The organism is Actinomadura barringtoniae, from assembly GCF_017573505.1.
GTDB lineage: Bacteria > Actinomycetota > Actinomycetes > Streptosporangiales > Streptosporangiaceae > Spirillospora > Spirillospora barringtoniae.
Genome location: NZ_JAGEOJ010000004.1, coordinates 279,720 through 299,078, shown reverse-complemented (window position 1 = coordinate 299,078; position 19,359 = coordinate 279,720). Strand labels below are relative to the sequence as shown.

At 71.9% G+C, this 19,359-nt stretch carries 19 protein-coding genes; 5 read left to right on the top strand and 14 right to left on the bottom strand.

The genetic code is table 11. The features are described 5' to 3' along the window. Positions 1 to 2 precede the first annotated feature (2 nt). The 5 genes from J4573_RS56025 to J4573_RS11240 form a co-directional block, all read right to left on the bottom strand. Complete coding sequence (locus tag J4573_RS56025; RefSeq protein ID WP_208255302.1) at positions 3 to 191, bottom strand: ferredoxin; 189 nt, start codon at positions 189 to 191, stop codon at positions 3 to 5. After that, on the bottom strand, positions 188 to 1,492 hold the full coding sequence (locus J4573_RS56020; RefSeq protein ID WP_208255301.1) for a cytochrome P450: 1,305 nt from the start codon (positions 1,490 to 1,492) through the stop codon (positions 188 to 190). The genes J4573_RS56025 and J4573_RS56020 overlap by 4 nt, the downstream gene beginning before the upstream one ends. Beyond that, positions 1,479 to 2,837: an aromatic ring-hydroxylating oxygenase subunit alpha gene (locus tag J4573_RS11250; RefSeq protein ID WP_208255300.1), complete on the bottom strand. Its 1,359-nt coding sequence runs from the start codon at positions 2,835 to 2,837 to the stop codon at positions 1,479 to 1,481. Before J4573_RS11250 ends, J4573_RS56020 begins: the two co-directional genes overlap by 14 nt. An 86-nt stretch (positions 2,838 to 2,923) precedes the next feature. Beyond that, positions 2,924 to 4,246: an amidohydrolase family protein gene (locus J4573_RS11245; RefSeq protein WP_208255299.1), complete on the bottom strand. Its 1,323-nt coding sequence runs from the start codon at positions 4,244 to 4,246 to the stop codon at positions 2,924 to 2,926. A 5-nt stretch (positions 4,247 to 4,251) separates the two neighbouring features. Next, entirely contained in the window at positions 4,252 to 5,409 is a 1,158-nt protein-coding gene (locus J4573_RS11240; RefSeq protein ID WP_208255298.1) for a CoA transferase, read from the bottom strand. Between the two features lie 23 nt (positions 5,410 to 5,432). Between J4573_RS11240 and J4573_RS11235 the strand changes: the two genes are divergently transcribed. Next, a complete protein-coding gene (locus J4573_RS11235; RefSeq protein ID WP_208255297.1) occupies positions 5,433 to 6,431 on the top strand; it encodes an enoyl-CoA hydratase/isomerase family protein in 999 nt (332 codons plus the stop codon). A 3-nt stretch (positions 6,432 to 6,434) separates the two neighbouring features. On the opposite strand, the gene J4573_RS11230 is transcribed toward J4573_RS11235, so the two are convergent. From J4573_RS11230 to J4573_RS11200, 7 genes are read right to left on the bottom strand one after another with little or no spacing between them, the layout of a single operon-like run. Next, positions 6,435 to 7,475, bottom strand: coding sequence for an NAD(P)H-dependent amine dehydrogenase family protein (locus J4573_RS11230; RefSeq protein ID WP_208255296.1), 1,041 nt, complete (start codon positions 7,473 to 7,475; stop codon positions 6,435 to 6,437). A 4-nt stretch (positions 7,476 to 7,479) separates the two neighbouring features. Continuing rightward, a complete protein-coding gene (locus J4573_RS11225; protein ID WP_208255295.1) occupies positions 7,480 to 8,268 on the bottom strand; it encodes an enoyl-CoA hydratase in 789 nt (262 codons plus the stop codon). Between the two features lie 15 nt (positions 8,269 to 8,283). Continuing rightward, entirely contained in the window at positions 8,284 to 9,432 is a 1,149-nt protein-coding gene (locus J4573_RS11220; protein ID WP_208255294.1) for an acyl-CoA dehydrogenase family protein, read from the bottom strand. Beyond that, positions 9,423 to 10,289, bottom strand: coding sequence for an acyl-CoA dehydrogenase family protein (locus tag J4573_RS11215; protein WP_208255293.1), 867 nt, complete (start codon positions 10,287 to 10,289; stop codon positions 9,423 to 9,425). The genes J4573_RS11220 and J4573_RS11215 overlap by 10 nt, the downstream gene beginning before the upstream one ends. Positions 10,290 to 10,331: 42 nt before the next feature. After that, on the bottom strand, positions 10,332 to 12,002 hold the full coding sequence (locus J4573_RS11210; protein WP_208255292.1) for a thiolase C-terminal domain-containing protein: 1,671 nt from the start codon (positions 12,000 to 12,002) through the stop codon (positions 10,332 to 10,334). 11 nt (positions 12,003 to 12,013) lie between these two features. After that, complete coding sequence (locus J4573_RS11205) at positions 12,014 to 12,541, bottom strand: carboxymuconolactone decarboxylase family protein (protein WP_208255291.1); 528 nt, start codon at positions 12,539 to 12,541, stop codon at positions 12,014 to 12,016. After that, positions 12,538 to 13,245, bottom strand: a complete 708-nt coding sequence (locus tag J4573_RS11200; protein ID WP_208255290.1) for an SDR family NAD(P)-dependent oxidoreductase — start codon at positions 13,243 to 13,245, stop codon at positions 12,538 to 12,540. The genes J4573_RS11205 and J4573_RS11200 overlap by 4 nt, the downstream gene beginning before the upstream one ends. A 151-nt stretch (positions 13,246 to 13,396) precedes the next feature. Between J4573_RS11200 and J4573_RS11195 the strand changes: the two genes are divergently transcribed. Genes J4573_RS11195 through J4573_RS11185 form a run of 3 tightly spaced genes read left to right on the top strand, consistent with a single transcriptional unit; the run spans position 13,397 to position 16,766 of the window. Continuing rightward, positions 13,397 to 14,131 carry an SDR family oxidoreductase gene (locus J4573_RS11195; protein ID WP_208255289.1) on the top strand — a complete coding sequence of 245 codons (735 nt, stop codon included), beginning with the start codon at positions 13,397 to 13,399 and terminating at the stop codon, positions 14,129 to 14,131. Between the two features lie 5 nt (positions 14,132 to 14,136). Further along, entirely contained in the window at positions 14,137 to 15,564 is a 1,428-nt protein-coding gene (locus tag J4573_RS11190) for an aldehyde dehydrogenase family protein (RefSeq protein ID WP_208255615.1), read from the top strand. Continuing rightward, positions 15,561 to 16,766 (top strand): CaiB/BaiF CoA transferase family protein, encoded by a 1,206-nt coding sequence (locus J4573_RS11185; protein WP_208255288.1) that lies wholly within the window; start codon positions 15,561 to 15,563, stop codon positions 16,764 to 16,766. The genes J4573_RS11190 and J4573_RS11185 overlap by 4 nt, the downstream gene beginning before the upstream one ends. Here the strand turns inward: J4573_RS11185 and J4573_RS11180 are convergent. Continuing rightward, entirely contained in the window at positions 16,703 to 17,338 is a 636-nt protein-coding gene (locus J4573_RS11180; protein ID WP_208255287.1) for an alpha/beta hydrolase fold domain-containing protein, read from the bottom strand. The two genes, J4573_RS11185 and J4573_RS11180, sit on opposite strands and share 64 nt — an antisense overlap. Position 17,339: 1 nt before the next feature. After that, positions 17,340 to 18,059 (bottom strand): enoyl-CoA hydratase/isomerase family protein, encoded by a 720-nt coding sequence (locus J4573_RS11175; protein ID WP_208255286.1) that lies wholly within the window; start codon positions 18,057 to 18,059, stop codon positions 17,340 to 17,342. 120 nt (positions 18,060 to 18,179) lie between these two features. Here J4573_RS11175 and J4573_RS11170 point away from each other — a divergent pair, with 120 nt between their 5' ends. Beyond that, positions 18,180 to 19,358: an amidohydrolase family protein gene (locus J4573_RS11170; RefSeq protein ID WP_208255285.1), complete on the top strand. Its 1,179-nt coding sequence runs from the start codon at positions 18,180 to 18,182 to the stop codon at positions 19,356 to 19,358. Position 19,359 lies beyond the last annotated feature (1 nt).

The following is a 19,359-nucleotide window of genomic DNA, read 5'->3' as shown; positions in this document are numbered from 1 at the left end:
CCTCAGCCGAGGGTGATGGCGCGTTCGGGACACTGGGCGGCCGCCGCGCGCACGGCCTGCTCGAACTCCGCCGGGATCTCGGCCTCCCGCACGACCGTGTAGCCGTCGCCCGTCAGCTCGAAGACCTCGGGGCAGAGCGTGCAGCAGATGCCGTGCCCACGGCAGCGGTCGTCGTCGACGTCGGCCTTCACGTGGCCGAGCCCCCGGCCGGCTCCCCGGCCACCGTGAACTCCAGGTTGAGGTGGGTCAGCCCGCGCAGGATGTAGGTCGGGATGTAGCGGTAGCGGCGCGCGCCCTCGGGACCGTGCGCGCGTTCGGAGATCCTGATGTCGGCGGTGCGGTCCAGCAGCCGCTCGATCGCCACCACGGCCTCCGCCCGCGCGAGCGGCGCGCCCGGGCAGGTGTGGATGCCGCGGCCGAACGCGAGGTGGTGCCGCGCGTTCGCACGGGCCGGGTCGAACGTGCCGGGGTCCTCGAAGTGCCGTGGGTCGCGGCTCGCCGCCCCGTTCAGCACCATCACGGTCGTCCCGGCGGGCAGGTCGATGCCGCCGACCGTCGTCGGGACGCGCGCCAGCCGGAAGTCGCCCTTGATCGGGCTCTCGGTGCGGAGCGTCTCCTCGACGAAGCCGGGGATGCGGTCCCGCTCGCTGCGCAGCATGTTCTGGAGGTCGGCGCGTTCGGCGAGCAGCCTCGCCGCCGAGCCGAGCAGCCGGACGGTCGTCTCCTGGCCCGCCGCGAAGAGGTTGGTGGCGACGCGGGCCGCGTCGGCGACGTCGGGCACCGAGCCGTCGGGGAAGGTCGCGTTCGCCAGACCGGTCAGCACGTCGCCGCGCGGCTCGCGCCGCCGGTCGGAGATGTAGCCGATGAAACGGTCGTACAGGTACTCCAGCGGGCTGTGCGCCATCGCCTTGTCACCGGTGCTCCCGACCGCGCCCTCGGAGCGCGGCCGGTGCTGCAGCGCCTCGGTGACCTCGTCGCGGTCCTGGTCGGGCACGCCGAGGAGGTCGGCGATGACCTTCAGGGTGAACGGCGCCGCGAACCCGCCGATGAAGTCGCCCTCGCCACCGGCCAGGAACGGGTCCAGCGTGCTCTCGGCGAGCCGCCACATCGACGCCTCGTTCTCCTTGAGGCGGCGCGGGGTGATCAGCCGCATCAGCAGCGCGCGATGCGCGGTGTGCAGCGGCGGGTCGAACGTCGGCAGCTGGTCGCTCATCGGGAGCTCGTCGCGGTGCCGTTCGATCAGCTCGGTCACGTCATCGCCCTCCAGCGGCACCGGGAAACCCGGGAACGGGCCGGTGACCGAGTTGCAGGACGAGAAGGTCTCGGTGTCGTTGAAGACCTGCACCGCCTCGTCGTACCCCGTCACCATCACCACGCCGTGGTGCGGTTCGCGGCGCACGGGACACTGCGAACGCAGGTCGTCGAGGTAGGGGTAGGGGTCGGCGACCAGGGCGTCGTCCCGGAAGAAGTCGGGCTCCTCAGAGTCCTTCACGTCGCGCACCGTTCCCTTCCGCGTGGCTGCGCCCGGCGGCCTGGCCGTGCCCGGGGGCCTGGCCGTGTCCGGGGGCCTGGCCGTGTCCGGAGGTCTGACCGTGCCGGGCGACCTTGTCCCGGGCGACCTTGTGCAGGTGCCGGAGCAGGACCTCCTGGTCGTTCAGCGGGAAGTCGGTGACGGCGCGGGAGGCGAGCATGGTCTGGGTCGCCTCGAGCGTGTTCCCGTCCTGCAGGGCGTACTCCTTGAAGGTCACCCCGGCGAGCTCCTGCGCGAGGCGCTCGCGTGCCGACGTGGCGGGGACGAAGCACAGGCTGGCCTCGAACACATGCCGGTCGACCGCCGTGGGCCAGTAGTGGTAGGTCAGGTACCAGCCCGGCGCCCACACCAGCAGCATGAAGTTGGGGAACAGGACGAACGAGTCGACGCCCCAGGCCCGGTGCCGCGCCGGGTTGAGCCCGGACGGCAGCGGGTCGAGCCCCTCGATGTCGGGACGGTCCCAAGGCCCGAACAGGCCGCTGCGCAGGACCCGTTCGATCGGCTTGACCATGGACGGGTCGGGCGGGGGAGCCATGCCGCCCCACGAGGAGATCATCGAGTGCGGGCCGGACAGCTCGTAGTGCAGCCCCTCGAACCCGAAGCCCAGCAGCTTGTCGGCCTCCTCCTTCACGGCCTGCTTCTGGTGCAGCACGGGCGCGTGGTAGAACTCGGCGAACGCGTCGACGAACAGCTTCCAGTTGCTGCCGACCTCCGCCCGGTAGGTGTAGACCGAGGTCATCTCGTGGAACGGGTAACCCTCCAGGCCCTTCACCATGTCGCCCAGGTACTCGGTGAGGCTCTCCTGCGGGTCGAGGTTCACGAAGATGAAGCCCTCCCACACGTCGCAGGCGACCTCGACGAGCCCGTAGTCGTCCTTGTCCAGGTCGAAGAACTCGCCCTCCTGCTGGATGAAGGTGAGCTTGCCGGTGAGGTCGTACCGCCAGGCGTGGTACTTGCAGGTGAACTGCCTGCAGACGCCCGCCGTCTCCTCGCCCGGGTAGTCGTTCCACACCAGCTTGTTGCCGCGGTGCCGGCACATGTTGTGGAAGGCCCGGATCTCGCCGTCCTTGCCCCGCACGATGATCAGTGATGTTCCGGCGGCGGCGAGTTCGCGGGTGAAGTAGGCGCCGGTGCGGGCGACCCGTTCGACCCGGCCGACGTTCAGCCAGGTCCGTTTGAAGATGGCCTCGCGCTCGGCCGCGTAGTGGCCCGGATCGATGGAGTCCTCGTAGTTGACGGGCCCGGTTCCCAGCTCGGGATAGTGCTGGGTCCAGCTGCCCGCCTCCGGCTTCACGAAGTGGGACACGCTCTACCTCGCTCTCACTGGCGAGAATCAGATTCTCATTGCTCGCGCATCAGGTTTTCATAGCGGGTGTGAGGCGTCAATACGTCTCAGGCCACGACCGAGCGGACGAGGTCCGCGGACGGCCTGGCCAGCGCCTCGGCCAGCGGCACGTGCAGCAGGACGAGCCCGGCCGCCGCGCCGACGCTCACTCGCCGCGGCGGTCCGCCCGGGTCGCCGGCCTCGCCGAGGTAGGAGCGGAGGGCGGCTCGCGGTGAGACGCGCTCGCCCGCGCCGAGCACGACCCCGGCCTCGGTACGGCGCTGGACGGCCGCGTCCATCACCGCCCAGGGATCGAGCGGGCCGTACGGAGCGTCGCTGGCCAGCGCGACGGGGACGCCCGCCTCCAGCAGCGACGCGCATCGATACAGGTCGGGCCGGTCGCGTGCGTCCACGTCGCGCAGATAGTCGTCGCCGCGATCGGGCAGGAAACCGGGCTGGGTGACCACACGCAGGCCGAGCTTCGCCAGCCGGTCGATGGCGTCGCCGGGCACGACCGAGGCGTGCTCGATCCGGTCGCCCGGCCGTACGCCGGACTCGGTCAGCGCGGCGAGGAGCAGGAACAAGGCCTCGCGCGTGACACAGTGCACGGCCACGCCGCGCCCTTCCGCGTGGGCATGCCGGATGCGCGCGACGAGGTCGTCCAGCGCGGGCAGTCCCGAGTCCGCCAGAACGATCTTGTACGGGCCGACGGTGATCCTCGGAGCTTCCAGGCCCGTTGGGCAGCCGAGCAGGTGCACACGCTGGGGGAGCGCGCCGTCGCGGACGGCCGCCGTGATCGCCTCGACGGCCGTTCGCCCGAGATCGGGCGTGGCGTCGGTGACGGCGGTGATGCCGAGCCGGAGCAACTCGGCGCCCACCGCTCGCAGGTCCGGCGGCTGGCCGGGAGGCAGCCGGTCGCGGAGCCAGTCGTCCGACCGCCAGAGCCGTCCGGTGGGCTCGGCGCCGGTCGCGCGCACGGCGGCCGAGTTGAGCATCCACAGCGCCCCGCTGCGGTGCTGAACGCGGACCGGACGGTCGGCGTGCAGCGCGTCGAGTGCGGTGGCGTCGAGATCGCCCGCGACGGTCTCGATGTAGCCGACGCCCCTCACCCAGCCGTGCTCGTCGGGAACGGCGTCGCGCAGGGCGGCGGCGAGCCCGTCCCGGTCGGTCACGTCCGTCGGCCCGCACCGGACCGAACGCCGCTGCGCCGCGAGCGCGTGCAGGTGAAGGTGGTGATCGCACAGGCCGGGGAGGAGCGCGCCGCCCTCGCAGTCCACGTCCTTCTCACCGGCGCGGCGCGTCAGCCCGTTGCCGATCTCGGTGATCCGGTTTCCGGCCACCCGGACGTCGGCGCGGGTCCGCCCGTCGAGTTCGGCGTTCTGGAAGAGCACGCCGTTCATGATGCGTTTCGCCGGGCCGGTTCGGCGACCGGGACGAGTCCATCGCCCGTCTCGACGAACCAGCCGTCACCCGAACGCACCGCAGCGATCGAGCACGCGTCGTCGCCCGGGTCGAGGGTCGCCGCCACCACGTCGGACATGGCGACGTCCCACAGGACACCGCCGCCGTTCGCCGGGGCCGTGGCGGCCAGGACGGCGGCGGTCAGCCCGGTGAGCGGGTCGGCGATCGCGTCGCCGCAGAACAGCGGCGTCCCGTCCGCCTCCCGGCAGACCAGCCCGGAAGCGGCGGCCACGTCGTCGCCGAAGCCGATCCGGTCGTCGGCTCGCCCGTACGCGGTGATCGAGACCCAGACCGTGCCCGCCGCCGCTGCCGCGTCGGCGTCGAGGCCGAAGCGGGCCAGCGCGCGGGGACGCGAGGCTTCGATGACGATGTCGGCCGCGTCGACCAGGGACGCCATCTCGCGCCGTCCGTCGTGAGTCGTGGGATCGAGCACGACCGACCGATGCCCCGCGTGCAGCAGCTCGTAGAAGCCGGGATCCCCGCGCCGCGCCCCGTCCGGCCGGTCCGGAGTCTCGACCTTGACCACCCGCGCCCCGGCGAGCCCGAGCAGGTGAGCGCAGAGCGGGCCCGCCCACAGAGCACTGAAGTCGACCACCAGGGCTCCGTCGAGGGAACGAGGAGCCAGCGGTGTCGGCACGGGACGCCGACCCGCAGGCCCGCGTACCGGGCCCGCCGCCACCCCGAGCAGCTCCGCTCGTTCGGCCAGTTCGTCGCCGGTGTGGTCGCGCAGCCAGGCGCCGACCGCGGGCCAAGGATCGTCGTCCACCCGCGCGGACGCGAGGGCGCCGAGCAGAGCGGGATCGTCAGGACGGGCGCACGACACCGCCGCCCAGCCGTCCGCCGTCGGAAGCAGCCGGCAGTGGCCGCCCACCGAGACGGGCCCGCGGCGCCCGCGCCGAGTGTAGGCCGCGCGTTCCGAGAGCAGGCGGGGACCGTCCACGCGGACCGAGGTGAACGCGGCGAACCGTTCCGCCAGCTCATGCGCGACCAAGGGCGCCCGCCCGGGGGGAACGAGGGGCGGGCCCTCCGGGCGTCCGCTCAACGTGACCAGGCCGCTGGCGGCCCAGGCGTTCACCGGCGCCGGCATCGGCATGCGGCGACGATACACTCCGCCCGATGGGCGGACCCGTGCGCGTTTCGATCGCCGACCTCGCCGACGGTGCGGCCGGATCGCCGCTGCTCGGACCGGGTGGGACGGTCCACGAACCGCTCCTCGTCGTCGAGCTCACCGGTGCCGAGGAGCCCGCCACCGTCGAACGAGCCGTCCGGCGCGCAGCAGAGAGCGACCGGATCCTCGTCGGCTGGTCGAACGGCGACGCGCCCCGCGCACTGGGCGAGGCGCTCGACATCATCATCATCGACGAGGAGCGGATCGAGCGGCTCCACGGCGCCGTGGCCGCCAACCCGCTGGCCGCGTTGACCTTGCGCGACGTTCTCAGGACGACCGAGGGGATGCGGGCCGAGGCCGCGCTGGACGTCGAGTCCTACGCCTACTCCACGCTGCTGGGCGGCGCGGAGTTCGCGCGCTGGCTGGCGGCCCAGGAAAAACGCCAACCGCCGCCCGAAGCTGACGAGCCGGTGCTGCTGGACCGCGACGGCGACCGCCTCCACGTCACCCTCAACCGCCCGGAACGCCGCAACGCCTACGGCCGGCAGCTCCGTGACGCCCTCGTGGACGCGCTCCAGATCGCCGTGCTCGACGAGACGGTCGGCCGGATCGTGCTGGACGGCGCCGGACCGGCCTTCTGCGCGGGCGGCGACCTGGCGGAGTTCGGCACCGCGCCGGACCTCGCCACCGCCCATCTCATCCGGACCCGGGCGGGCGCCGGGAGGCTGATGCACCGGCTCGCCGAACGGCTGGAGGTCCACGTCCACGGGCCGTGCGTCGGCGCCGGGATCGAGCTGCCCGCCTTCGCCGGGCGCGTCGTCGCCCACCCGGACGTCACGTTCCGCCTCCCGGAGGTGTCTATGGGCCTCATTCCCGGGGCGGGCGGAACGGTCAGCATCCCGCGCCGGATCGGCCGCCGGCGCACCTTCTGGCTCGCCCTCACCGGGGAGCCGCTGGACGCCGCGACCGCTCAGGCGTGGGGCCTCATCGACGAGACGCATCCCTGACCTTCACCCGAGCACGCTGAGGATGTGCGGAAGGTCGACGACGGTGCGGATGCCCGGGGCCGCGGCGCAGACGTGCGGCACGGCGTTGACCGCACGGTTCGCCGTGTACGCGGGGGAGAACTCCGCCATCCGTTCCAGCGGCACCGCGAAGCGCAGGTCGACGTCCAGCGGCGCGTCGCCCTCGACCTCGACGTGCCATCCGGTCGGCCGTACGTCCCACGTGGGCTCGAGTTCGGCGGTGCAGTACCAGGTGGCGCGGAACCTCAGCACCGGCTTCCCGCCGCGCAGGCCCGACACCGTCATCCGCTGCGCCGCGACCGTTCCGGCCCTGACGATCCCGGCGGCGATCTCGATGTCGCGGCGCGCGGTGGCGACCTCGCCGTCGGCCTCCACCGAGTCCAGCGGCATGGACAGCGCCTCGGCCACGAGCTCCAGCGACGGCCCGAAGCTGACCCGCCCGAACGAGAACCGCCCGTCCTCGAACGCCTCGGGCGGCTTCCCGAACAGCATGATGTCGAACAGCAGCCCAGGCGAGTCACGCCGGGACAGGTCGGCGAACTCCTCGATCGTGAGGCCGTCCAGGCGCCGCTGGATCGACGCCAGGGTCAACGGCACGGCCTCGGTGATGAACCCCGGGCTGCTGCCGGTGCTGTGGATCGAGGTACCGCCGCGTTCACACGCGGCCTCGACCCGCGCGCGGACCGCCGGGTCGAGGCTCTGCGGCCGGTGGAACTCGCCGCGCGTGGTGACGATGTCGGCGCCCGACTCCAGCAACCGGCACACCTCGTCGAGGTCGCAGGCACGCGGCATGTAGAGCACGCAGTCGGCGCCGAGCGCCACGACCTCCTCCAGGCTCCGGGTCGCGGCGACACCGACGGGCTCGATCCCGCACAGCTCGCCCGCGTCCGCCCCCGCCTTGTCAGGGGAGTGGACGTACACCCCGGCGAGGGTCAGGCCGGGGTGCTCGATGACGGCGCGCAGAGCCCGGGAGCCGATGTTGCCCGTGGCCCACTGAACGACTCTGAGCTGCCGAGCGGCGGTCATCGGCTCATCCCTTGATGCGCTCCTTCATCCCGTCCAGCCGCATGAGGACGGGGTAGCCGCCGACGCTGAGCGCGTTGCCGTGGCCGGTCTGGTGGATGTCGAAGACCGACTGGATCGCGGCGTGGAAGCCCTGGACGTCCAGCGTCTGGTTGACCGCGCGCTTGGCCTGGCGCAGCGCGAACGGGTGCATCTCGGCGATCTGCCCGGCCAGCTCCATGGCGGTGGACTCCAGGTCCTCCAGCGGGACGACCCGGTTGACCATGCCGATCTTCTCGGCCTCCTCGGCGGTGATCGCCCGGCCGGTGAACAGGATCTCCTTGGCCTTGCGCGGGCCGAGCTCCCAGGTGTGCCCGTGGTACTCCACGCCGCCGATGCCCATGTGCACGACGGGGTCGGAGAACTGCGCGTTCTCGGCCGCCACGATCAGGTCGCACGGCCAGCAGAGCATGAGCCCGCCCGCGATGCACTTGCCCTGCACCGCCGCGATCGACGGCTTGGGCACGTTGCGCCAGCGCAGCGTGTACTCCAGGAAGCGGCGCGACTCGACCGAGTAGATCCACTCCAGCGTGATCTTCTCCGGCGCCCACTCGCGGTCCTTGAGGTCGTGGCCCGCGGAGAAGTGCCGGCCGTTGCCCTTCAGCACGATGACCCGGACCTCCTCGTCGGCGGCGGCCCGGCTCCAGGCCGCGTCCAGGTCGTCCAGCAGGGCCCCGGACTGGGCGTTGGCGGCCTCCGGCCGGTTGAGGGTGATGACCGCCACCCGGTCGGTGACCTCGTACAGAATGTGGCTCATCCGCTTCTCCCTTCCTCACCTGGGCAGGCCGAGCAGGTGCTCGGCGATGATGTTGCGCTGGATCTCCGAGGTGCCGCCCGCGATGGTCGCGCCGAACGTGCGCGCGTACCGCTCGAACCAGCTCGCGGTGAAGACCTCCAGGTTCATGTGGTTGTGCGGCGCGGTCCGCGCGGGATGCTCCAGCGACTCGGTGCCGTGCGCCTCCAGGGCGTGCAGGCTCGACGCCTGGACGGCCTCCGAGCCGAGCAGCTTCAGCACCGACAGCTCCGCCGGATCCCGCTGCCCGCTCAGCTGCCGGTAGCCGAGCAGCCTGAGCGCCTGCAGGTCCATCTGCAGCGTCGCGAACCACTCCTGGTCGCTGGGGGAGTCCCGGATGACGTTCTCCATCCATTCGGCGAAGCTCATCCAGAGCATCGAGCGCTCGTGGCCGAGGGAGCCGTGCGCCACCCGCCAGCCCTTGTTGAGCTCGCCGACCAGGTTCTCCTTGGGCACCCGCACGTCGGTGAAGAACACCTCGTTGAAGTCCAGGTCGTCGGGGGAGGCGATGGACCCGAACGGCCTGCGGACCAGGCCCTCGCTCGCGGTCGGGATGATCAGGACGCTGATGCCCTTGTGCTTGGGCGCGTCCGGGTCGGTGCGCACGAACGTCAGCAGCACGTCGGCGTCGTGCGCCCCCGAGGTCCACACCTTCTGCCCGTTGACCACGAACTCGTCGCCGTCGAGCACGGCGCGCGTGCGCAGCCCCGCGAGGTCGGAGCCCGCGCCGGGCTCGCTCATCCCCAGCGACGCGGTGATCTCGGCCCGCAGGATCGGCACGGCCCAGCGCCGCTTCTGCTCCTCGGTGCCGAACGTCAGCAGCGAGGCCGCGACGATACCGACGCCCTGCGGGTTGAAGCTGCGGTAGATCCGCCGCTTGGACAGCTCCTCCAGGTGGGCGAACTGCTGCGCGAGGGTGGCGTTACGGCCGCCGTACTCCGGCGGGTTCCCCGGCAGCAGCCAGCCCGTCTCGAACAGGGTCCGCTGCCACCGCCGCGCCCACTCGGGCACGTCCGAGCTGGACTTCGGCCGCGGAACGGCCTCGGCCTCGCTCGGCAGGTTCGCGTCCAGGAACGCGGCGAACTCCGCGCGGAAACGCTCGACTTCGGGGTCGGGTCTCAGGTCCATGCCAGCAACGCCTTCCTGTGCACCGACGCAGGTCCGAGCAGCAGGTCGCCCGCCATCGCCCGCTTCAGATAGATCTGGAGCTCGTTCTCCCACGTGTAGCCCATGGCTCCGAACAGCTGGAAACCGTTCCGGAAGACCAGCCGCTGGCACTCGCCGGCCGCGGCCTTGGCCATCGTCGCGGCCCGGCCGCGTCGCGGGTCGTCCTCGGCGATGGTCAGCGCGGAGAAGTAGGCGAGCGCCCGCGCCCGCTCGATCGCGACGTACATGTCCGCCGCCTTGTGCTTGACCGCCTGGAACGAGCCGATCGGCACGCCGAACTGCTCGCGCTGCCGGACGTGGGCGACGGTGAGGTCCAGCACGCGTCGGCACGCGCCGACCGTGGTGATCGCCAGCCCCATGAGCGCGAGGTCGGGCACCCCGGCGGTCAACTCGGGCGCCCCGTCCCCGGTGAGGTGTGCGACGTGCAGGGTCGGGTCCAGGGTCTCGATCCGTTCGGCCGTCAGGTCGGCGCCGCGCACGACCGTCACGCCGTCGGGAGTGAGCAGCGCGACCTCGTCGGCGCGGTCGGCGTCCAGCACGTAGCGGCCTGTCCCGTCGAACACGCCGGTCCCCGATCCGTCGGGCAGCCGCCCGGCGAGCGGCGCGAACCAGGTCGTGGTCGCCAGGAACGGCGTCGGGTCGGCGGCGTATCCGAGCTCTTCAAGGACGATCGCCAGCTCCACGGGCGGCGCGTCCAGCCAGCCCAGCTCCTGGTAGCGCGACCAGAGCCGCTTCTCGGGCTCGGACCGGGACCTCTTCAGGGTCTCGCGCACCGACTGCTGGAGCAGCCGCTGGTCGTCGTCGAATTCCAGATCCATGCGGCTCCTCACATCTGCTGCTCTTCGAGGTGGTCCATGGCGTCACGAGCCGTTCCGCAGGAGCAGGACGCCGCTCGGGGTGAGCCCGCCGCTGCTGACGACGGCGACCTCGGCGTCCTTGACCTGCCGCGCGCCGCCGTCCCCGCGCAGCTGCACAATGGCCTCGTGGATCAGGCCCATGCCGTGCGTGCGCCCGTGCGACAGCTGGCCGCCGTGGGTGTTGAGCGGCAGTTGCCCGTCGCGCGCGATGTTCTTGCCGCCGTCCAGGAAGTCCTTCGCCTCGCCGATGCCGCAGAAGCCGAGCGCCTCGATCCACGACAGGCAGTTGAAGGTGAACCCGTCGTACAGCAGCGCCACGTCCACGTCCTGCGGCCGCAGCGAGGTGCGCGTCCACAGGTGCGCGGCCTGGCCGAGCACCTGCGGCTCGTGCGTCAGCGTGCTCTGGTCCCAGTCCAGGCGTTCGGTGATCTGCGTGCCGACCGCCTCCACCCGGACGGGCGGGCGAGGGGAGTCGGCGGCCGCGTCGGCGGCGGAGACGATGACGGCGATGGCTCCGTCGCAGGGCACGTCGCAGTCGTACAGCCCGAACGGCGTGGTGATCGGCCGGGCGGTCAGGTAGTCGTCCATCGTCATCGGGGACCGGTAGATCGCCGCCGGGTTGAGGCCCGCGTTGGCGCGCTGGTTGAGCGCGATCCACCCGAGCGTCTCCCGCGTCGTACCGTACCGGTGGAAGTGCCGCTGGGCGTTCTGGGCCAGGGTGTGCGCCGCCGAGATCGCCCCGAACGGGTGCTGCCAGCTGGTCGTGCGTTCACCGGCGGGCCGGGGGAGCCTGCCCTGCCGCATCAGCTCGCCGTGCGTGGCCTCCCACAACGTCCGGAAGCACAGCACGTGCCGGGCCAGGCCACCGGCGACGGCCAGCATCGCCGCGATCAGCGAGCCACCCGGCCCGAACGTCTCGGCGCCGCCGTTGTACCAGGTGGGCCGGGCGCCGAGCGCCGACTCCAGCGCCGTCACGCCGCCCTCGCCGAAGCCGCCGACGTTCAGCCCGGCGCCGGGGTAGGTGGCGAGGCCGTCGATGTCGGCGACCTCCAGGCCCGCGTCGGCGATCGCCTCCATGCAGGCGTCCACGGTCAGCGACAGCGGCGGCACCATCAGGCGTCGGCCGATCCTCGACGCGCCGATGCCGGTGATGGCGGCTCGGTCCTCGAACTTGTCCGCGGTGACCATCTGCCGGACCCGCACGGCCATCCGCTCCGGCTCGATGTCGTCGTGGGGCAGAGCGGCGGGCGCGGGCCGCCGCTGTTCCGCGGCGGGACGGAACAGCGGCAGCCACACGTCTTCGAGGTGCTCGAAGACGACCTCCATCCGCATGCCCAGCTCCAGCTCACCGGGATCGCACTCCACCGCGTTCGTCGTCAGCCGGACGCGCGGGTCCTCCTCGACGGCCACCTGCGCGACGACGTAGGGGGCGGGGAGACCGGGCAGGCTGAACCGGTGGTTGACGGTGAACCCGATCAGCGTCGCGAACCCGGAGACCTCCCGGACTCCCAGCCGGTCGCCGCGGCAGTACCGGCACACCGGCTGCGGTGGATGGATCAGCGTCGCGCACGCCTGGCACTCCTGGAACCGCAGCCGCCCGTCGGCGCCGGACGTCCAGAAGAACTCGTTCGCCAAGGTGAGCAGTGGCAGCGGTCGGCCCGGGGCCTCGGCCACGTCGCCTCCTTCTAGAAGTCCTCGTCGGACTGGCCGGGTTCGAGCTCGACGTCGAAGGTGTTGAGCGCGGCGGCGAGCATCCCGTACGCGCCGACGGTGAAGACCAGGTCCATGAGCTGGCGGTCGTCCAGGTCGGCGGCGAGCGCCCGGTAGGTCTCCTCGGAAAGGCGGGAGTCCCCCTCGATCTCGTCCACCGCCGCGCAGATCGGCGCCAGGGTCCCGGCGCGGACCTGGGCGATCTCCTCCTCGGTCACTCCCGCGCGGCGGGCGATGGCCACGTGCTGCGACCACTCGTACCGGCAGCGCCGCCGCCAGGCCGTCCGCAGCACGGCGAGCTCCCGGACGCGGACCGGCAGCGTCGAGGTGACCAGCAGATGCTTGTTGAACGTGAGGAACGCCCTGGCCAGGTCGGGGTGCCGGGCCAGCAGCCCGAGCACGTTGTTCGGCGGGAGCCGCCGCCCGGGGGCCAGCACCGAGAGGGCCTCGGTGTCCCATTCGGCGTGCGGGAGCGGGGCCACGCGGCTCACGGGCTGGGTCATGTGTTCCGCCCGCCGTTCACGCCGAGGATCTGCCCGGTGATGTAACCGGCTTCCTCGGAGACCAGGAACGCGCACGCGGCGGCGATGTCCTCGGGGCGGCCGACGCGGCGGACGGGCGTGCGACGGATGTGGTCCTCGACCGTTCCGCCCAGCAGCTCGCGCTCTTCGGCGCGGCGCAGCATCGGTGTGTCGATGAAGCCCGGCGGGACCGCGTTGACCGTGATGCCGGCCGGACCGAACTCCAGGGCCAGGGCCTTGGTCAGCCCGTTGACCGCGGCCTTGGCCGCCACGTAGTGCGCCATGTACTGCTGGCCCGACTGCGCGCTGGAGGACGAGATGTTGACGATCCGGCCCCAGCCCGCCTCGAGCATGTCGGGGAGCACGGCCTGGACGCAGTGGAAGACGCCGTTCAGGTTGACGTCGATGACGCGCTGCCAGCGGTCGAAGCCGATCTCGGTGAAGCGCTTGAACCCGTCCATCCCGGCCGCGTTCACCAGGATGGCGACCGGCCCCAGGTTCGCCCGCACCTCGGCCAGCGCGGCGTCGATCTGGTCCCGGTCGGTCACGTCGGCCTTGTAGGAGTGCGCCTCGCCTGACGGGTTGAGATCGAGCGTCGCCACCCGGTGGCCGTCGGCGCGCAGCCGTTCGCTGATGGCCAGGCCGATGCCCGAGGCGCCGCCCGTCACCACGGCGGTCGTCGTCATGAGGGCGCCCTGTCGGGAACCGGCATGGAGATCTCCCTTCTCGACTGCGAGAACCATACTCTCCGATTGTCGGCGGCGTGAAGGGCAAGAGTGCGGATGTTGATTTGCATTCAATGAGAATGTAGTTTCCACCCATCGATGAGGAGGCGGGATGCGGTTTGCGGAGAAGGTCGCGATCGTCACCGGCGCAGGCCAGGGCATCGGGGCGGGATACGCCCGGGCGCTCGCGGCCGAGGGCGCGCGCGTGGTGGTCGCCGAGATCGACGAAGAACGCGGCGAGCGGGTGGCCAAGGAGCTCGGCCCGCCGGCCATGTTCGTCCGCGTGGACGTGGGCGACCCTGATTCGGCCGCGGCGATGGCCGCCCGCACCGCCGAGGAGTTCGGCCGGATCGACTATCTGATCAACAACGCGGCCATCTTCCAGGGCATGCGGCGCGACGGGCTGACCACGGTCGACCTGGACTACCTCGAACGCTTCCTGCGGGTGAACCTCATGGGCGCGCTGTACTGCACCCGCGCCGTGATCCCCCACATGGGCGAAGGCGCCGCCATCGTGAACCAGTCGTCGACGGCGGCCTGGATGGCGAGCGGCTACTACGGCCTGGCCAAGGCGGGCCTGAACCACCTGACGGCGTCCCTGGCCGCCGAGCTCGGCCCGCGCGGCATCCGCGTGAACGGTGTCGCGCCCGGCCCGACCGACACCGAGGCGACCCGCGACATCATGCCGGAGGAGTACCGGAACGCGATGGTGCAGGGCCTGGCCATCAAACGCATGGGCACGCCGGCCGACATCGCCGGAACGGCGCTGTTCCTGCTGTCGGACGAGGCGAGCTGGCTGACCGGGCAGGTCGTCAGCGTCGACGGCGGACACGTGGTGCGGCTGTGAAACGGATGCTCATCGACGGCAAGCTCGTCGAGTCCACGCGCACGTTCACCTCTCTCAACCCGGCGACGGGGCAGGAGGTCGGCCAGGCCCCCGAGGCCACGGCGGCCGACACCGAGGCGGCCGTCGCCGCCGCCCGCAGGGCCTTCGACACCACGGGCTGGGCGACCGACACCGAGCTGCGCGCCCGGTGCCTGGACCGGCTGCACCAGGTCCTGGTCGAGCACAAGGAGGAGCTGCGCGAGCTGACGATCGCCGAGGCCGGCGCGCCCCGCATGCTCACCCACGGCAACCAGCTCGACATCCCCATCGAGATCGTCCGCTACTACGCCGACCTGCTGGCGGACTTCTCGTTCCGGGAGGACCTCGCCGAGGTCGAGAGCAACGGCCGCCGCCACCGGCGGTGGGTGGAGAAGGAGGCCGCGGGCGTCGTCGCCGCGATCATCCCGTACAACTACCCGAACCAGCTCGCGCTCGCCAAGCTGGCGCCCGCGCTCGCCGCCGGGTGCACGGTCGTGCTGAAGGCCTCCCCGGACACGCCGCTGATCACGCTCGCGCTCGGCGAGCTCATCGCCGAGCACACGGGCATCCCGCCTGGCGTCGTCAACGTCATCAGCTCGCCGGGCCCCGCGGTCGGTCAGCTGCTCACCGCCCATCCCGACGTGGACGCGATCAGCTTCACCGGCTCCACCGCCACCGGCCGCGCGATCATGGAGTCGGCGAGCAGCACGGTGAAGCGGGTGTTCCTGGAGCTCGGCGGCAAGTCGGCCATGGTCGTGCTCGACGACGCCGATCCGGCCTCGGCCGCGATGTTCGCCGCGTTCACCGTGTGCTCGCACGCGGGGCAGGGCTGCGCGCTCACCACCCGGCTGCTCGTGCCGCGCGAACGCCACGACGAGATCGTCGAGCAGGTCGCGGGCGCCCTCGCCCATGTCAGCTACGGCGACCCCGCCGATCCCAAGACCTACATGGGGCCGCTCATCAGCGGACGCCAGCGCGACAAGGTCGACGGCATGGTCCAGCGGGCGGTCGCCGCGGGCGCGACGCTGGTCACCGGCGGCAAGAAGGTGGACCCCGGCTTCTTCTACGAACCGACCCTGCTCAGCAACGTCGACCCCGACAGCGAGATCGCCCAGGAGGAGGTCTTCGGGCCCGTCCTCGCGGTCATCGCGTTCGAGGACGACGACGACGCGGTGCGCATCGCCAACAACACCATCTACGGCCTGTCCGGCGCGGTGCACAGCGCCGACGAGGAACGGGCCGTCGCGCTGGCACGGCGCATCCGCAGCGGGACCTTCAGCATCAACGGCGGCAACTACTTCGGCCCGGACGCGCCGTTCGGCGGCTACAAGCAGTCGGGCGTCGGCAGGGAGATGGGCGTCGCCGGCCTGGAGGAGTTCCTGGAGCGCAAGACCTTCGCGGTGGTGGTCGGATGAGCCCCCTGGCCGGCATCCGCGTGCTCGAGGTCGCCATGTACGGCTTCGTCCCGTCGGCGGGCGCCGTGCTCGCCGACTGGGGCGCCGACGTCATCAAGGTGGAGCACGCCGTCACCGGCGACCCGCAGCGCGGCCTGCGCCAGACCGGCAGGTTCCGCGTCGAGGGCGACCCGAACCCCAACATCGAGCACGCCAACCGCGGCAAGCGCAGCATCGGCCTGGACATGGCGCGTCCCGAGGGCAGGGAGGTCCTGTACGACCTCGCCCGCCGGGCCGACGTCTTCCTCACCAGCTTCCTGCCGCAGGCCCGCCGCAAGCTCGGCATCGACGTCGAGGACATCCGGGCGGTGAACCCCTCGATCGTGTACGCGCGGGGGAGCGCGCTCGGGCCGCGCGGAGCCGAGGCGGACAAGGGCGGCTACGACATGACGGCGTTCTGGGCCCGTGCGGCGACCGCCGCCAGCATCACCCCGCCCGGCGTCGAGGGGATGATCAGCCCGCCCGCGCCCGCGTACGGTGACACCATCTCCGGCACCAACCTCGCGGGCGGCATCGCGGCGGCGCTGCTGCAGCGCGAGCGCACCGGCGAGACCTCCGTCGTGGACGTGTCGCTGCTCGGCAGCGGCGTGTGGTCGATGGGCCACGCGATCGCGGTCTCGCTGCACCTCGGATCCGCGTGGGTCGGCACCAAGCCGGGCGTGCACGGCTCGCCCACCAATCCCCTCACGGGCCTGTACCGCACGGCCGATGACCGCTACCTGGCCTTCGTCATGATGCAGCCCGGCAAGTTCTGGGCCGACGTGTGCCGCCACGTCCGGCTCGCGGACCTGGCCGACGACCCGCGTTTCGCGGGCGCGGAGCAGATCGCCGCCAACACCGAGGCGGGCGTGAAACTGCTGAGCGAGGCCATCGCCAAGCGCACGCTCGCCGAGTGGACCGAACGGTTCGCCACCCTGTCAGGGCCCTGGGCGCCGGTGCAGGACTCGCTCCAGCTCGGCGAGGACGCACAGGTCCGGGCGAACGAGTACCTGCTGCAGGCGGGCGAGCTCGAACTGGCCGCGAGCCCGGTGCAGTTCGACGTCACCGCCCCCCGGCTCCGGTCCGCGCCGGAGTTCGCGGCGCAGACCGAGGAGATCCTTCAGGAGCTCGGCATGGAATGGGAACGGATCCTGGCCCTCAAGGCCGCGGGCGCCGTGACCTGACCGCCGACCGAGGCCATGGCCGCCCGGGTGGCGAGCCGGAGGCCGCCCGCGTCCGGGCTGACGCACAGATCCACGGCGACCCCCGACCGGGCGGCTCGCGCGGCGAACGCCAGCGAGTCGTCCAGGAGGGGGTCGGTGCCCGCCGCCAGGAGCAGCAGCGGCGGAAGCCCGTGCAGGTTGGCGTGCAACGCGCTGATGCGCGGATCGCCGAGCGGCACGTTCCCCGCGTAGGCCGCCACGCTCGCGCGCAGCGCGGCCGCGTCGAACTCCGGGTCGGCGCTCTGGTTGAGCAGCAGGCTGGGCGCGTCCATGGCCAGGTCGAGCAGCGCCGACACCAGCACCGCGCACCGGGGGAGCGCGGCGCCCTCGTCGCGCAGCCTGAGCAGCAGGGCCGCCGCGATGCCCGCGCCGAGGCCCTCACCGGCCACCATGACCGGTCCCCGCCTCCGGCAGCGTTCGAAGCTCGCGTGCAGATCGTCCAGCGCGCCGGGAAAGCCTGGCCGGAAACGGGGACGGACCACGACCGCGCCTCGGGGGAAGGAGAGGCGCCCGGCCACGTGCAGGATGGTCATCTCACTTGCCACTGTTCATCGCCCTTTCCGCAGCCGCCCAGTGCTCGTCCGCCACCCACAGCCGCGCGAAGGCACCGGCCGCCTCGCGCGGCGGGACCGAGCCGCCGACGACTCGCTTGATCTCGCGCGCCGCCGGGGTCGCGAGCGACCTGGCCAGCGACCGCCAGCCCTCCTCGAAACCGGTCCGCGGCAGCACCCGGTCGACGAGCCCGATCCGTTCGGCCTCGGCCGCGTCCAGCACCGCCCCCGAGCCGGCGAGCAGGAGCGCGCGACCCGGGCCGACCAGGGCACCGAGCCGTTCCGCGCCGCCCCACGCGGGCATGATCGCCAGCTTCACCTGCGTGAAGCCGATCCGGACGTCGTCGGCGGCGACCCGGATGTCGGCGGCCACCGCGACCTCGGCGCCGCCGCCCAGGGCGTGGCCGTTCAGCGCGGCGATCACCGGGCCGGGGAACGCGGCGAGCCGGTCGCAGACGCCCCGCATCCGCAGCGCCATGGCGAGGGCCTCGGGCTCGGTGCGGATCGCGGCGAGCTCTTTCAGGTCGCCGCCCGAGACGAACGCCCGGTCGCCCGCGCCCCTGATCACCAGGACCAGGGCGCCGGCCGCCTCGTCGAGCGCGGCGTCGAGCTCGTCCATGGTGCTGAGCGCGATGGCGTTGCGGGCGTGCGGGCGGTCGATGGTGACGACCGCCAGCCCGTCCTGAAGTTCGAGATCGACCATGCGTGCCTTCCTCGCGTGCCTGGCCCCGAACGGCAAGATCCAGAGGTTCATTCTCCGTCAGGATATTGATACCGGTCGATGATGAGAATAGCATTCTCACACCTGGCAAAGGAGGATCTCATGCCCTCGCGCGTGCTGTCGTATCCGCTGTTCGACGCCGACAACCACCTCTACGAGACCGAGGAGGCCCTGACCAGGCATCTGCCCAAGCAGTACGCCGGCGCGATCCAGTACGTGCAGGTCAAGGGCCGGACGAAGATCGCCATCCGGGGTCAGATCAGCGAGTACATCCCGAACCCGACCTTCGAGGTGGTCGCGCGGCCCGGGTCGATGGAGGAGTACTTCCGCAACGGCAACCCCGAGGGCAAGTCGCGGCGGGAGATCTTCGGCGAGCCGATGCGCTCGATCCCCGCCTTCCGCGAGCCGGGCCCGCGCATGGAGCTCATGGACGAGCTCGGCATCCAGCGGACGCTGATGTTCCCGACGCTGGCCAGCCTCATCGAGGAGCGCATGCGCGACGACCCGGAGCTGATCCACGTCGTCACCCACTCGCTCAACCAGTGGCTGCACGAGGAGTGGAGCTTCAACTACAAGGACCGCATCTACACGACGCCGGTCATCTCCCTGCCCATCGTCGACAAGGCGATCGCCGAGCTCGACTGGTGCCTGGAGCGCGGCGCCAAGGCGGTGCTGATCCGGCCCGCGCCTGTGCCCGGCTTCCGGGGCCCGCGCTCGTTCGCGCTGCCGGAGTTCGACCCGTTCTGGAAGCGGATCCAGGACGAGGGCGTCGTCGTCGGGATGCACTCCTCCGACAGCGGCTACAGCAGGTACGCCAACGAGTGGGAGGGCAGCTCCCGCGAGATGCTGCCGTTCCAGACCAACACCTTCCGGATGGTCCACGAGTGGCGTCCGGTCACCGACGCGGTCGCCTCGATGGTCTGCCACGGGCTGCTGTCGCGCTTCCCCGAGCTGCGCATGACGGTCATCGAGAACGGCTCGTCCTGGATGGCGCCCCTGCTCACCATGCTCGCCGACGTCCACAAGAAGGCCCCCGAGGGCTTCGGCGAGGACCCGGTCGAGGCCGTCAAGCGCAACGTCCACGTCAGCCCGTTCTGGGAGGAGGACATGTCCGAGCTCGCCGAGCTCATCGGCGTCGACCGGGTGCTGTTCGGCTCGGACTACCCCCACCCCGAGGGCCTCGCCGACCCGGTCAGCTACGTCGACGCGCTCGGCACGATGACCGACGCCGACAAGGCGAAGATCATGGGCGGCAACCTGGCCCGGCTGATGGCGGTCTGAG